At 70.1% G+C, this 13,335-nt stretch carries 9 protein-coding genes; 3 read left to right on the plus strand and 6 right to left on the minus strand.

Annotation, left to right across the window (positions count from 1 at the left end; translation table 11 throughout):
* Positions 1–18: 18 nt before the first annotated feature.
* Positions 19–2,307 (minus strand): alpha-L-fucosidase, encoded by a 2,289-nt coding sequence (locus BLV57_RS34125; RefSeq protein WP_091296346.1) that lies wholly within the window; start codon positions 2,305–2,307, stop codon positions 19–21.
* A gap of 342 nt (positions 2,308–2,649) precedes the next feature.
* Here BLV57_RS34125 and BLV57_RS44280 point away from each other — a divergent pair, with 342 nt between their 5' ends.
* Positions 2,650–2,784, plus strand: a complete 135-nt coding sequence (locus BLV57_RS44280) for a hypothetical protein (RefSeq protein ID WP_281244455.1) — start codon at positions 2,650–2,652, stop codon at positions 2,782–2,784.
* A 342-nt stretch (positions 2,785–3,126) separates the two neighbouring features.
* On the opposite strand, the gene BLV57_RS34130 is transcribed toward BLV57_RS44280, so the two are convergent.
* The 4 genes from BLV57_RS34130 to BLV57_RS34145 all read right to left on the minus strand — a co-directional run bounded on the left by BLV57_RS34130 (position 3,127) and on the right by BLV57_RS34145 (position 6,956).
* A complete protein-coding gene (locus BLV57_RS34130; RefSeq protein ID WP_091296808.1) occupies positions 3,127–3,654 on the minus strand; it encodes a regulatory protein RecX in 528 nt (175 codons plus the stop codon).
* An 8-nt stretch (positions 3,655–3,662) separates the two neighbouring features.
* Positions 3,663–4,709, minus strand: coding sequence for a recombinase RecA (gene recA / locus BLV57_RS34135; RefSeq protein WP_091296349.1), 1,047 nt, complete (start codon positions 4,707–4,709; stop codon positions 3,663–3,665).
* Between the two features lie 179 nt (positions 4,710–4,888).
* Positions 4,889–5,083 (minus strand): DUF3046 domain-containing protein, encoded by a 195-nt coding sequence (locus BLV57_RS34140; RefSeq protein ID WP_091296813.1) that lies wholly within the window; start codon positions 5,081–5,083, stop codon positions 4,889–4,891.
* A 31-nt stretch (positions 5,084–5,114) separates the two neighbouring features.
* Positions 5,115–6,956: an Hsp70 family protein gene (locus BLV57_RS34145; protein ID WP_091296352.1), complete on the minus strand. Its 1,842-nt coding sequence runs from the start codon at positions 6,954–6,956 to the stop codon at positions 5,115–5,117.
* 119 nt (positions 6,957–7,075) lie between these two features.
* Between BLV57_RS34145 and BLV57_RS34150 the strand changes: the two genes are divergently transcribed.
* Together BLV57_RS34150 and def are read left to right on the plus strand one after the other, a co-directional pair.
* Positions 7,076–11,668, plus strand: coding sequence for an ATP-dependent helicase (locus BLV57_RS34150; protein WP_091296818.1), 4,593 nt, complete (start codon positions 7,076–7,078; stop codon positions 11,666–11,668).
* Between the two features lie 48 nt (positions 11,669–11,716).
* Positions 11,717–12,217 carry a peptide deformylase gene (def, locus tag BLV57_RS34155; RefSeq protein ID WP_091296355.1) on the plus strand — a complete coding sequence of 167 codons (501 nt, stop codon included), beginning with the start codon at positions 11,717–11,719 and terminating at the stop codon, positions 12,215–12,217.
* Between the two features lie 6 nt (positions 12,218–12,223).
* Here the strand turns inward: def and BLV57_RS34160 are convergent, their stop codons facing one another.
* Positions 12,224–13,297 (minus strand): GNAT family N-acetyltransferase, encoded by a 1,074-nt coding sequence (locus BLV57_RS34160; protein WP_091296358.1) that lies wholly within the window; start codon positions 13,295–13,297, stop codon positions 12,224–12,226.
* Positions 13,298–13,335 lie beyond the last annotated feature (38 nt).

A 13,335-nucleotide genomic window follows, 5' to 3' on the forward strand; every position in this document is an offset into this window, starting at 1 on the left:
AGGGATCAGGTTGACCGATCAGCGATATTCGATTTTGAACACCCAGGCGTGCGAGCCCGCCGCGCGCGCCGCTTCGGGCACATCGACCACGAGCTTGCCGTCCTTCTTGGCCCACTTCAGCTCGCCGGGGTAGCCGAGCATGGTCACCCGGTCGCCGTCCTTGACCGGCACCGGCGCGTCCACCGTCAGCTGGGCACCCGGCCGTTCGAGCGAGGTCACGTAGAACGCCTCGTTCTGCTTGACGGAGAACCGCAACGGACCCGAGGCCGCCATCCGCGACCAGTAGGTGGTGCCGTAGACGGACTCGCCGTTGACCTTGAGCCAGTCACCGGTCTCCCGGAGCCGGGTCTGCATGATCTCGGGGATGGTGCCGTCCGCGCGCGGGCCGATGTCCAGCAGGAAGTTGCCGTTCTTGCTGTTCGTGTCGACCAGGGTGTGCACCACCTCGTCGGCGGTCATGTACATGCTGTCCGGCGTGGCCTGGTTGTACCCGTAGGAGCGCGGGTCGAGGCCGCGGCTGGCCTCCCACTTCTTGACCACGGTGTCCGGGTACGTCGCGTACTCGGGCGTGGTGAAGTCGTGGGTGGGGATGCCGCAGCGGTCGTCGACCGTGACGTCCTTGGGGCGCTGGCGGTTCTTCGCGTTGTTGAAGTAGTCGGCCAGCACGCGGCGGCTGTCGTTCGCGCCGCCGATGTCGCACCAGATCACGTCAGGGTCGTACTGGTGGACCAGCTCGCTCATTTGCGGGCCCTGGTAGTCCTTCACGAAGTCGCGCCCGGACTGATAGCCGGTGTACGGCTCGGCCGCGCCGGTGTACGGATTGCGCGGGCCGTGCCCCATCCAGGGGCTGTCCGGGTTGTACCACTCCGGCATCGAGAAGTAGACGCCGTTGCGCAGGCCCGGCGTGTACTTGCGCGAGGCGTCGAACAGTTCCTTGACCAGGTCCCGCTTGGGCCCGAGGTCGACGGAGTCGCGGCCGGACACCTTCGAGTCGTAGAGCGCGAAACCCTCGTGGTGCTTGGAAGTCAGCACGTAGTACTTCGCGCCCGCGGCCTGGAACAGCTCGACCCAGCTCTTCGGATCGAACTTCGCCGCGGTGAAATCCTTGATGAAGTCGTCGTACTTGAAGTCCTTGCCGTAGGTCTTCTCGTGGTAGGCGTGGACCGCGTTGTTCTGGTCCTCCATCCAGCGCCAGTACCACTCGGCGTACTGCTCGCCCGGCGGCGACCAGGCGGGAACCGAGTACAGGCCCCAGTGGATGAAGATGCCGAACTTCGCGTCGTCGAACCAGTACGGCGACTCGTGCGCGCCCAGTGAGGCGTCGGTCGCCTGGTAGTCCGCGACGCCGAGCGTGAACCGGACCGCCTGTTCGGCGCGCAGCCGTTTGCCTTCCGCGACGATCTTCCCGTTGACGATCGTGTCCACCGGCGCGCCGGTGCGCGTGATCCCGATCCGCACCCGGACCTGTTCCCCTGGAGCGAGCCTCCGTACCGGAGCGGGCTGAACGGTCCGCGCGCCGAACACCTCGGCCCGCACGGTCAGCTCATCCCGTTCGGTGATCCACTCGTCGCCGAGGTTGGTCACGACCGCCTCGACGGCCTGCGCGTTGTTGAGAAGCTTTGGTGTGGAACGAGATCCGCGCAGCGTGAGCGCCTTGCCGTGGCTCGATCCCTGCATGGTCAGCGCGAAGACGTGCAGGCTCGTCTGGCCCGCCTGCGCCGGTTTGGTCACCGGCAAGGTGATCGAGACGGCCTCGCGGGTCGCGTCCAACCAGAGCTGGGAAACGCTGAGCGAGACCGGGTTCTGGTCGGTCTTGTTGTCCGGCGCGTACCGGAACGGGGCGACGATCTGCCCGGACGCGCCGTACCAGTCGGCCCCGCTCAGCGAAGCCGCGCTCGTACCGCCATCGGCGTAGTGCACGGTCGCGGCGCCACCGGCCATGCCGTAGCTTCCGGCGACCAGGAAGTGCGCCGAGTGATAGCGCCCGCGCGGAACGGCGACCTGCTGGCCGAGCGCGACGATGTTGTTCTGGGCACCGGCCGCGGACGACGGGATGGCGAACGGCATCCCGTCCACGGTCGCCCGCCCGCTGGGCAGCGCGTCGCCGGGGAAGCTGTACCCCGAGCCGTCGAAGTTCCCGCCGCGGGCGGCGGCGGTGTCGATGCCATCGTTGTCGAAGTACTTCTCGAGCGGCACCGAGGTCGGCTCGGGCACGGCGGCGTAGGCGGGCGGGCTGGTGACGACCGCGCCGAGCAAGGCGGCGGACAGGGCCAGGACGGTGATCGAACGGCGGGGACGTGAGCTCATGCATCCTCCACGACGGCGTCCGTAACATCCGATGTCTACCCCGAACGAGGGCGATAATTCGTACAGCGTGCGAATGCTACGGCGGATGGCGGTTGAGTCATCGGATCACTCGATCGTGACGTCACCACCGGCAAGAGGTCAAGCACCGAAAGTAGGCTTGGCCGTTTTTGTCATCACCTTTGATCAGTCCCCCGGTCAGCGACTTTGTCACCTTCACGACCGCTCCCCCGTTCACCGGCCCGGCTTCGACCGCCCGCCGTCCCGCACCCCGGCGCCGTGAACCCCTTCCCCGCGCCCCGCCGTTCCCCGAAGTGACCCGTCCCCGCCGAACGGAGACTCACCATGTCGATCGTCACCTGGGAAGACACCGCGGACCACCTCGAGCACATCCACGCCTACCTGCTCGGTGAAGCCACCGACCTCACCCCGGACGCCGTCCCCGCCCCAGCCCGAGGCGAGGAGCAAAAAGCGTCGTGAGGGTCGCGGGCGGCTAGAGCGAACCGGTATTCGACGACCTACCCGTGACGTGGCCTTGGCTGGCGCGCACGGACGGGGCGTTTCCCACTCACCCGGCCGCGGTCTGGCTGACAAGGGCGCCCCTTGTCACCCAGAGCGTCACAAGGGCGCCCCTTGTCACGTGCCACGGTGGACGAGCCACGCGAGTGGAAGAATTTCTGCACCCAACGGAGCAAACCTTCCACTCGCACCGACACTCGGGCGACATCTGGGATCCGCACAAGGACATCACCATGGCGGTGCTCGGCGCGGTGGTGGCCGTGGCCAGCCACCCGCGCCCGCACCGGAGCCATCAGGACGCCGTCACTCGGTGGCGGCGTCGTCGAGCATGGTCGATTCGGCGCCGACCGCCCGGAGTTCCTCTTTCACCACGGTGTACGAAAGCCCTTGCGGGTAACCCTTGCGACCGAGGACGCCGAGCAGCCGCCGGATGGCCGTCTGCTCGTCGACGTTGCCGAGTGAGCGGATCTTCTTGCGCACGAGTTCCCGCGCGCGCTGCTCCTCGGACTCCCGGTCGACCTCACTCGCCGCCTGGACGGCGATCTCGCTGTCGACCCCCTTGCGCTTGAGCTCGGCGACGATGGCGGTGCGCGACAGTCCTTGCTGGACATGCCGCGACCGCACCCACAACTCCGCGAACTCCGCGTCGTTGACCAGACCGGCCTTGTCGAGCTTGCCCAGCAAGGTCTCACTGGTCTCGTCGTCGAAACCCTTGCGCTTCAACGTCTTCCGAAGCTCGTCCTTGGTGCGGGGCCGGGCGGCGAGGAGGTCGAAACAGACCTCCTTCGCCTTCTTCCACCGCTCCTCGGGCGCGAGCTCCGAGGGGTCAATCCTCGGCATTAGAAGTCGACGGGCGCCGGGGCGGCCTCGGCTTCCGCGTCGACCTGGGCGCCGATGCCGAGCTTTTCCTTGATGCGCTTCTCGATCTCGTTGGCGATGTCCGGGTTCTCCAGCAGGAACTTGCGGGCGTTCTCCTTGCCCTGGCCCAGCTGGTCGCCCTCGTAGGTGTACCAGGCGCCCGACTTGCGGACGATGCCCTGATCCACACCCATGTCGATGAGCGAGCCCTCGCGGGAGATGCCCTTGCCGTAGAGGATGTCGAACTCGGCCTGCTTGAAGGGCGGGGCCACCTTGTTCTTCACGACCTTGACGCGGGTGCGGTTGCCGACGGGCTCGCCGCCGTCCTTCAGCGTCTCGATGCGGCGGACGTCGAGCCGGACGGAGGCGTAGAACTTCAGCGCCTTACCACCGGTCGTGGTCTCCGGGGAGCCGAACATCACGCCGATCTTCTCGCGCAGCTGGTTGATGAAGATGGCGGTGGTGCCGGAGTTGCTCATCGCGCCGGTCATCTTCCGCAGCGCCTGGCTCATCAGGCGGGCCTGGAGGCCGACGTGGCTGTCACCCATCTCGCCCTCGATCTCGGCACGGGGCACGAGCGCCGCGACGGAGTCGATGACCAGGATGTCGAGCGCGCCGGAGCGGACCAGCATGTCCGCGATCTCCAGCGCCTGCTCACCGGTGTCCGGCTGCGAGACGAGCAGCGCGTCGGTGTCGACGCCGAGCGCCTTGGCGTACTCCGGGTCGAGCGCGTGCTCCGCGTCGATGAAGGCCGCGATGCCGCCCGCCTTCTGCGCGTTGGCCACCGCGTGCAGCGCGACGGTGGTCTTACCCGAGGATTCCGGGCCGTAGATCTCGACGACGCGGCCGCGCGGGAGCCCGCCGATGCCGAGCGCCACGTCCAGCGCGATGGCGCTGGTCGGGATGACCGCGATCGGCGCGCGGCCCTCTTCACCGAGGCGCATCACCGAGCCCTTGCCGTACTGCTTGTCGATCTGCGCGAGCGCGAGCTCGAGCGCCTTGCCCTTGTCGGGTGCTGCTGGTGCCATGGGGGTCCACCTCGTTGGTTTGTCAGTTGTGGTGTGTCGGGTCCGACGCTACGGGCGGGGTCCGACAATTCCAGGCCTCGGCAGAGATCTGTGGATCGTTGGTCCCGATGTGCACAACATGCTAGACGAACACGTGTTCGAGGGCGAAAGTGACACGCCCTACTGCTAGGATTTTTCGCTCATCGCCGCTTGGCAGGCACGTCGAAGGCGTCGCAGACCGCCTGCCAGATCTCCTTGGGTGAGGTGCCGACGGCCAGTGCCTGTTCGACGGTACGCCCGCCCAGTGAGCTGAAAACATGGTCCCTGCACAGGGTTTCCGCCCTGCCTGCGCCGAACTCGTCGGCCATCATCCGCCGGAAAACCGTGATACGCATCCCGGACAGCGTAACCAACACCCGGCGGCGCTCAGGACCCCGGCTGCACGCTCTGCTCGAAGTAGGTGGCCAGCGCGCCGGGGGTCACGGCCTCCTGGCCGGACGAGTTCACCTGGTAGAGGAAGCCGGTCAGCGGCCGGTCCTTCACCGTGAAGACCAGCACCGCGGCGTTCGCGCCCGCCGCGGACGAGTAGGTGCCCGCCAGCCCGTTGCCCTTCCACTCGGCGGTGACGATGTCCCCGCCCGCGGACTTCAGCAGCTGGTCGGTGTAGGTCTTCAGCGTGCCGGCCGAATCGCTCTGCAGGTAGGTGACCTGGGTGCCGGCGCGCCCCGGCGCGGCGCAGGTCGAGGCGGCGCCGAACTTCTCCGCCGACGCGGTCGGGCCGTTGCCCATCCCCGCCTTGCAGTCACCCGTGTCGGCGACCTTGCCCGCGAGCTGGCGCAGGCAGCCGGTGAAGCCCTTGTCGTCGGCCTGGCCGGGCGTCTTGCACTCGTCGGCCGTATAAGTGCCGGTCGACGTGGCGAAGAAGTACGTGGCGCCACCGCCGAGCAGCACCACCAGCGCGATCGCGAGCGGGATCAGCCACTTCTTCTTGCGCTTGGCCTCCGGCTCCTTCGGCGCGGGCGAGTAGGCCGGGAAGTTCGACGGCGCCTGCTGCTGTTGCTGGGGCCCGGTCGACGGGAAGGAGGACTGCGGGTACGCGCCGGTCTGGTAGCCGGGGACGTTCGCGACCTGCTGCGGCGGCGCGGTGTAGGAGCCGGCGGCGACCTGGCCTTCGACGTTCTGCGTGCGCACGCTGATGCCGTCCTGCGCCACGTGGCACGCGCCCAGCGCGACGGCGGTCTCCGGCTGGTCGAGGCTGCCGGGCACCACGCCCAGCTTCTCCGCGATCAGGCTGCCGACCAGCGGAAGCCTGCTCGAACCACCGACGAGATAGATGCCGGCCAGCCGATCGGGTGAAAGCCCGGCGGACCGGACCGTGCGCGAGAGCAGCTCGACACTGCGCAGCATCGACGGGCGGACCAGCGCCTCCAGCTCGGCGCGCGTGACCAGCACGTCGCTGAACGGCTCCGGCATCGGGACCTCGGTCTGCGGGTGCCGCGAGAGCGCCTCCTTGGCCGCCTTCACGTCCTCCTGCAGCGCACGCCGGGTGCGGCGGTCCGGGGTCGATTCGGGCCGCAGCAAATGCTGCCAGCGCTGGGGATCCTTGTGCGAGACCTCGCGGCCGACGTGCACCATCAGCGCCTGGTCCACGTCCAGGCCGCCGAGGTCGGGCAGCCCGTCCTCGGCGAGCACGGTGAACCCGTTCTGCGTCGCGCCGACGACGGCGACGTCGAAGGTGCCCGCGCCGAGGTCGTACACGGCGAGCGCCTGGCCGGGCGCCAGCGCCTTGCCGGGGAAGGAGGCGAAGTGCGCGGCGGCCGCGACCGGCTCCGGCACCAGGGTGATGTTGTTGCCCATGCCGGCCAGCCGGGCCGCGGACAGCAGGACGTTGCGGCGGACCGGGCCCCACTGCGCGGGGTGGGTGAGCCTGACCTCGTCGGGCGACTCGCCGCCGAGCTGGCGCCTGGTCTCGTCGAGCACGCGGCGCAGGATGGCCGCGAGCGCCTCGTTGACCGGCACGATGTCGGTGCCGAGCAGCAGGGTCTGCTCGTCGATGCGGCGCTTCGGGTTGGGCTCGAACCGGGTCGGGTCGAGCCGGGCCCGGCGCTCGGCGTCGCGGCCGATCATCAGCGTGCCGTCCTCGGTGGCGAACACCGCCGACGGCATGTTGGCCGAACCGTCGACCTCGACGACCCTGGGCGGCCGCCCGTGCGCCGCGAGCACGGCCACGGTGTTGGACGTCCCGAGATCGACCGACAGGATCCGCACGGTTCCCCCTAGCTATCTTCGCCCGAACGGACGAGTGTGCACCACGTTGCGGAGCATGCTGCCACGACTCTGACCTCGCTGTGAGCAGGACCCGGCAGAAAGTGTCGGTGGGTGGGTTCATGATGGTGAACGTGGCTACACCTGACGTGCTCGACCTCTTCTCTCCCGCGACCAGCGCCTGGTTCACGGGAGCCTTCGCCGCGCCCACCGCGGCGCAGGAGGGAGCCTGGCGTGCGGCCCACGCCGGCGAGCACGCGCTGGTCGTGGCGCCGACGGGCTCCGGCAAGACGCTGTCCGCGTTCCTCTGGGCGCTGGACAGGCTGGCCGTCGAACCGCTGCCCGCCGAACCACAGAAGCGCTGCCGTGTCCTCTATGTCTCCCCGCTCAAGGCACTCGCGGTCGACGTCCAGCGCAACCTGAGGGCTCCACTCGCCGGGATCTCACAGGCCTCGCGGCGGCTCGGCCTGGCCCCGCCGGACATCGAGGTCGGCATGCGCACCGGCGACACCACGGCCGCCGAGCGGCGCTCGTTCGGCAAGACCCCGCCGGACGTGCTGGTCACCACGCCGGAGTCGCTGTTCCTCATCTTGACGTCGTCGGCGCGCGAGTCGCTGCGTGGCGTCGAGACGGTGATCATCGACGAGGTGCACGCGGTCGCCGGTGGCAAGCGCGGCGCGCATCTCGCGGTTTCACTCGAAAGGCTGGACGCGCTGCTGCCGAAGCCCGCTCAGCGGATCGGGCTCTCGGCGACGGTCCGCCCGATCGACGAGGTGAGCGCCTTCCTCGCGGGCGGCCGCCCGGTGAAGGTGGTCCAGCCGAAGCTCGCGAAGACGATCGAGGTCCGCGTCGAGGTCCCGGTCGACGACATGAGCCAGCTCGACGCTCCCCAGCGCCCCGAGCCGAGCGACGAGCCGTTCTCCTTCGAGGCGGAGGTGCTGCCCGCGCCGAAGCCGTCCATCTGGCCCGCGGTCGAGGAGCGGGTGCTCGAGCTGATCAAGGACCACCGGTCGACGATCGTGTTCGCCAACTCCCGGCGGCTCACCGAGCGGCTGACGGCGCGGCTCAACGAGCTGGTCGCCGAGCAGTCCGAGATGGAGCGGTTCCCGGCAGAGGCGATCGGCCAGTCGGGACTGTCCACCGGCGCCGAGGCCACCGTCGCCAAGGCACACCACGGCTCGATGTCGCGCGAGCAGCGCACCAGGGTCGAAGAAGAACTGAAGTCGGGAAGGCTGCCCTGCGTGGTGGCCACGTCGTCGCTCGAACTCGGCATCGACATGGGCGCGGTCGACCTGGTGATCCAGATCGAGGCACCGCCGACGGTCGCGTCCGGGCTGCAGCGGGTCGGCCGCGCCGGGCACCAGGTCGGCGCGGTGTCGAGCGGGGTCATGTTCCCGAAGTTCCGCGGTGACCTGGTCTCCTGCGCCGTGGTCGCCGAGCGGATGGCCTCGGGCTCGATCGAGGCCGTGCGCTACCCGCGCAACCCGCTGGACGTGCTGGCCCAGCACGTCGTGGCCATGGTCGCGCTGGAACCGTGGACGGTCGAGGAACTCGGGCGGCTGATCCGGCGCGCGGCCCCGTTCGCCGCCCTGCCGGACGATGCGCTGCTGGCGGTGCTCGACATGCTGGCCGGGCGGTATCCGAGCGAGGAGTTCGGCGAGCTCCGCGCCCGGATCACCTGGGACAGGGTCACCGGCGAGCTGCGTGGCAGGCCCGGCGCGCAGCGGCTCGCGGTCACCTCGGGCGGGACGATCCCCGACCGCGGCCTGTTCACCGTGATGACGCCGGGCGCGGACGATAAGCCCGGCTCGCGGGTCGGTGAGCTCGACGAGGAGATGGTTTACGAGTCGCGCGTCGGCGACACGATCCTGCTCGGCACCTCGTCGTGGCGGGTCACGGACATCACGCACGACAGGGTGCTCGTGGTGCCCGCGCCCGGTGAACCGGCGCGGATGCCGTTCTGGAAGGGCGACGCGCAGGGCAGGCCGCTGGAATTGGGCCGGGCGCTGGGTTCCTTCGTCCGCGAACTGTCCACATCGGACTCGGAGAAGGCGAGGGCGCGCGCCGAGACGGCCGGGCTCGACGAGCGCGCCCGCGACAACCTGCTCGCCTATCTCGAAGAGCAGAAGTCCGCGACGCGGCACGTGCCGAACGACAAGATCGTGCTGCTGGAGCGCTACCGAGACGAGCTGGGCGACTGGCGGATCATCCTGCATTCCCCGTTCGGCGCGCAGGTCAACGCGCCGTGGGCGCTCGCGATCGCGGCGCGCCTGCGGGAAAACCGCGGGGTGGACGCGCAGGTGGCCCACTCCGACGACGGGATCGTCCTGCGGCTGCCGGACGCGCTCGACGCCGAGGGCGGCGAGGTCACCGTCAGCGTCGAGGACGTGCTGATCGACCCCGAGGAGGTCGAGCAGATCATCGTCGCCGAGGTCGGGGGTTCGGCGTTGTTCGCCGCGCGGTTCCGGGAATGCGCGGCGCGGTCGCTGCTGCTGCCCCGGCGTGATCCCCGGCGCCGGACGCCACTGTGGCAGCAGCGGCAGCGCGCGTCGCAGCTGCTTTCGGTCGCGGCGAAGTACGAGCGGTTCCCGGTCGTGCTCGAGGCGATGCGCGAGGTCCTGCAGGACGTGTACGACGTCGGCGGGCTGAAGGAGCTGATGGGCGACGTCCGGGCGCGGCGGGTGAAGGTCGTCGAGGTCGAGACGCCGTCCCCGTCGCCGTTCGCGCGCAGCCTGCTCTTCGGCTATGTCGGCATGTTCCTGTACGAGACGGACGCGCCGCTCGCCGAGCGCCGGGCGGCGGCGTTGTCGCTGGACTCGACGCTGCTGGCCGAACTCCTGGGCACCGAGGCGATCCGCGAGCTGCTGGACGCCGATGTCGTGGTCGAAATCGAACGGTCGCTCCAACGACTCGACGAGGACAGGCACGCGCGCAACGTCGAAGACGCCGCGGACCTGTTGCGGTTCCTGGGAGATCTGACGGTCGAGGAAGCCGCGGCGCGCGGTATCCGGCCCGAGTGGCTCGACGAGCTGGAGGCGGCGCGCCGGGCGATCCGGGTGCGCATCGCCGGGGAGGAACGGTTCCTCGCCATCGAGGACGCGGGCCGGGTGCGGGACGCGCTCGGCGCGGCGCTGCCGGTCGGTGTGCCGGAGGCGTTCACCGAACCGGTCGCGGATCCGGTGGGCGACCTGCTTTCCCGGTATGCCCGGAGCCGGGGGCCGTTCCCGGCCGTGCGAGCCGCCGAGCGGTTCGGGCTGGGCGCGGCCGTGGTCCATGGCGTGCTCGACAGGCTGACCGGCGAGGGCAGGCTCGTCCGGGGCGAGCTGAGTCCGCTGGGAGGCGGCGGTGAAGTCGAGTACTGCGATGCCGCCGTGTTGCGGAGGCTGCGGCGGGCTTCATTGGCCAAGTTGCGCGCTGAGGTCGAGCCGGTCGAACCGGCGGCGCTCGGCCGGTTCTTGCCCGCGTGGCACGGGATCGGCGCGCGCGTGCGGTCGGCGCCGACCGCGGACGACGTGCTCTCGGTGGTCGAACAACTCGCCGGTGCGCCGTTGCCGGCGAGCGCGGTCGAGTCGCTCATCCTGCCAAGCAGGCTCCCCGGCTACTCCCCCGCGTTGCTCGACGAGCTGACCACGGCGGGCGAGGTCACCTGGGCGGGCTGCGGCTCGCTCGCGGGCGGCGACGGCTGGGTCGCGTTCGCGCCGACGGACGTGGCCGATCTGCTGTTGCCGGAGATCGAAGAAGCCGTGCCCAGCAGCCCGTTGCACGAGGCCATTGTGTCCACTTTGGAGGGTGGAGCGCAGTTCTTCCGTCAGCTCGTCGAGCGGGCGACGCTCCTGGTCGACACCGCGCCGAACGACGCCGACGTGGTGGCCGCGCTGTGGGACCTGGTGTGGGCCGGCGTGGTCAGCGGCGACACGCTGGGGCCGTTGCGGGCGCAGGTGTCCGGCAAGGGCGCCACGCACAAACCGCGCCGTGCGGCGCCTCGCGGCCGCTACGCGCGGATGCGGGCAGGCCGTCCGCAAATGCCGTCGCGGTCGGGCCCGCCGACCGTCGCCGGTCGCTGGGCGCTGACCCCGCCGCGCGAAACGGAACCGACACGGCGGGCGCACGCGCGCACCGAGGCGTTCCTGGAGCGGCACGGTGTGCTGACCAGGGGCGCGCTGGAAACCGAGCGCGTCACCGGCGGTTTTTCCGGTATCTACAAGGTGCTGCGCGGCATGGAGGACACCGGCCAGGTCGTGCGCGGCTATGTCGTGGAAGGGCTGGGCGCCGCCCAGTTCGCCGCGAAGGGCGCCGTCGACAGGCTGCGCGCGTTGTCCGACACGGGGACGCCCCGTGAGAACAAGACGAGCGCGGTCGTGCTCGCCGCGGCGGATCCGGCCCAACCGTACGGCGCGGCGCTGCCTTGGCCCGCGGCGACCGGCGACACCAAGCACCGCCCGGCACGCAAGGCGGGCGCGCTGGCTGTGCTCGTCGATGGGATCCCGGCGCTCTACGTCGAAAGGGGTGGCCGTTCGCTGCTGAGCTTCACCGAAGACTCCGACACGCTCCGCGCGGGCGCGCGGGCGCTGTCGACGGCCGTCCGCGAGGGCTGGCTCGGTCAGCTCGCCGTGCAGAAGGCCGACGGCGAGCACGCACTGACCTCCGTGCTGTCGGAAATTCTCGTGGAGGCCGGTTTCCGGGCGACGCCGAAGGGCCTTCGCTTGCGGGCGTGACCTGATCCCTAGGATCCTGGTCGGCGTCGAGGAGAGGACACGATAGAGATGGCCGTGCGCGAGCTGCGCTACTTCGGGGACCCGGTGCTCAAAACCGTCTGCGATCCGGTGACGAAGTTCGACAAGAACCTCGAAGCTCTGGTCAAGGACCTGATGGACTCGGTCAAGCTCCCCGGCAGGGCCGGTCTCGCGGCGAACCAGATAGGCGTCGGCCTGCGCGTGTTCAGCTATGACGTCGGGGGCCTCAGCGGCTACGTGGTCAACCCCGAAGTCGTCGAGGTCTCCGAGGAGACCCACGAGATCAACGAGGGCTGCCTCTCGGTCCCCGAACTCTGGTTCCCGGTCGTCCGGCCGAAGCGGGTCGTCGTCCGCGGCGTCGACGTGCACAACAACCCGATCGAGGTCGAGGGTTTCGACGTGCTCGCCCAGTGTCTCCAGCACGAGACCGATCACCTCGACGGCAAGCTCTACCTCGACCGCCTCACCTCCGAGCGCAAGAAGAAGGCGCTCAGCGAAGCCCGCGACAAGGACTGGTTCTGGAAGCGCTGACGGCCCTTACCGGGTGAGGTCGATCCGCAGCAGCCCGCCGGGCTCGGCAGGCGGGGTCGGGCCGAGGCCCGCGCGGACGGCCGTGCGGTAGATGGCGTCCTGGCTCGGCAGGCAGATCGCGGTCAGCTCACGGTGGCCGCGCGCTCGGGCGAGCACGGCCAGCCTGGCCAGCAGGGCCGTGCCGACTCCGTTGCGCTGCCACGAATCCTCGATCAGCAACGAGATCTCGGCGCTCTCGCCGGTGCCTGCCGGGATCAATTGACCCAGGCCGATGATCTCGCGGCCGCACACCGCCAGCAGGCTCACGCCCCGCGGCGGCACGAGCAGCCGGTGCAGCCAGCGACGCGGGACCGTGCTGGTCCCCGTGTGGTAGCGGTGGAACAACGTCGCCGTCGAGCAGCGGTCATGCAGGGCGAGCACGGCGTCCGCGTCACGGGGCTGACCGGGTCTGAGCACGAGTTCGGCGCCATCGCGGCAGGTGACCACGACCGGGCCGGACACGTTGGCGCGCACCGAACCCAGCAAACCGAGCAGCGCGGTCGCCCTCGCGAGCTCGAGCTGGACGAAGGGCGCCCAGCGGCGGCGCGCGACGAGTGCGTACTCCGCGTCGAACGCGAAGACGGCGCGGTGGCCGCTTTCGGTCCTGCCCTCGTTGGCCTCCGCGAGCGGGACCAGGGTCACGAGGTCCGCGGCGAGGACCTCGCGCAGGATGTCCGCCGTCTTGGCGGGCTCGTCGACAGCACGGGCGGCGGCGCCGAGGGTGGCTGTCGCGCTGTCGACGAGCTCGCGGACGTCGGCGTCGACGATGCCGGTGCATTCGCAGCCCTCCGCGCGGATGGCTTCGACCAGGTGTCTCCTGGTCAGGCCGGTCGCGGGGCGGACCACGATCTCATCGAGGACCCCGCCGGGGACGGGGAGCACGGACAGGCCGAGGATGTTGCACTCCAGGTCCGCGAGCCGGATCGCGATCCTGGCGAGCGTGCCTGGCCGGTCGTCCATGCGGATCCTGAGCCGCCAGGTGAGCGAGGCTGTCGCTTCGACCTGCGCGGTCTGCGTCGTCTGGGCACGGGGCGTCTGCATCCGTCCACCGTCCCGCCCCGTTGTTGCCGAGCGGGGAC

The organism is Amycolatopsis xylanica, from assembly GCF_900107045.1.
GTDB lineage: Bacteria > Actinomycetota > Actinomycetes > Mycobacteriales > Pseudonocardiaceae > Amycolatopsis > Amycolatopsis xylanica.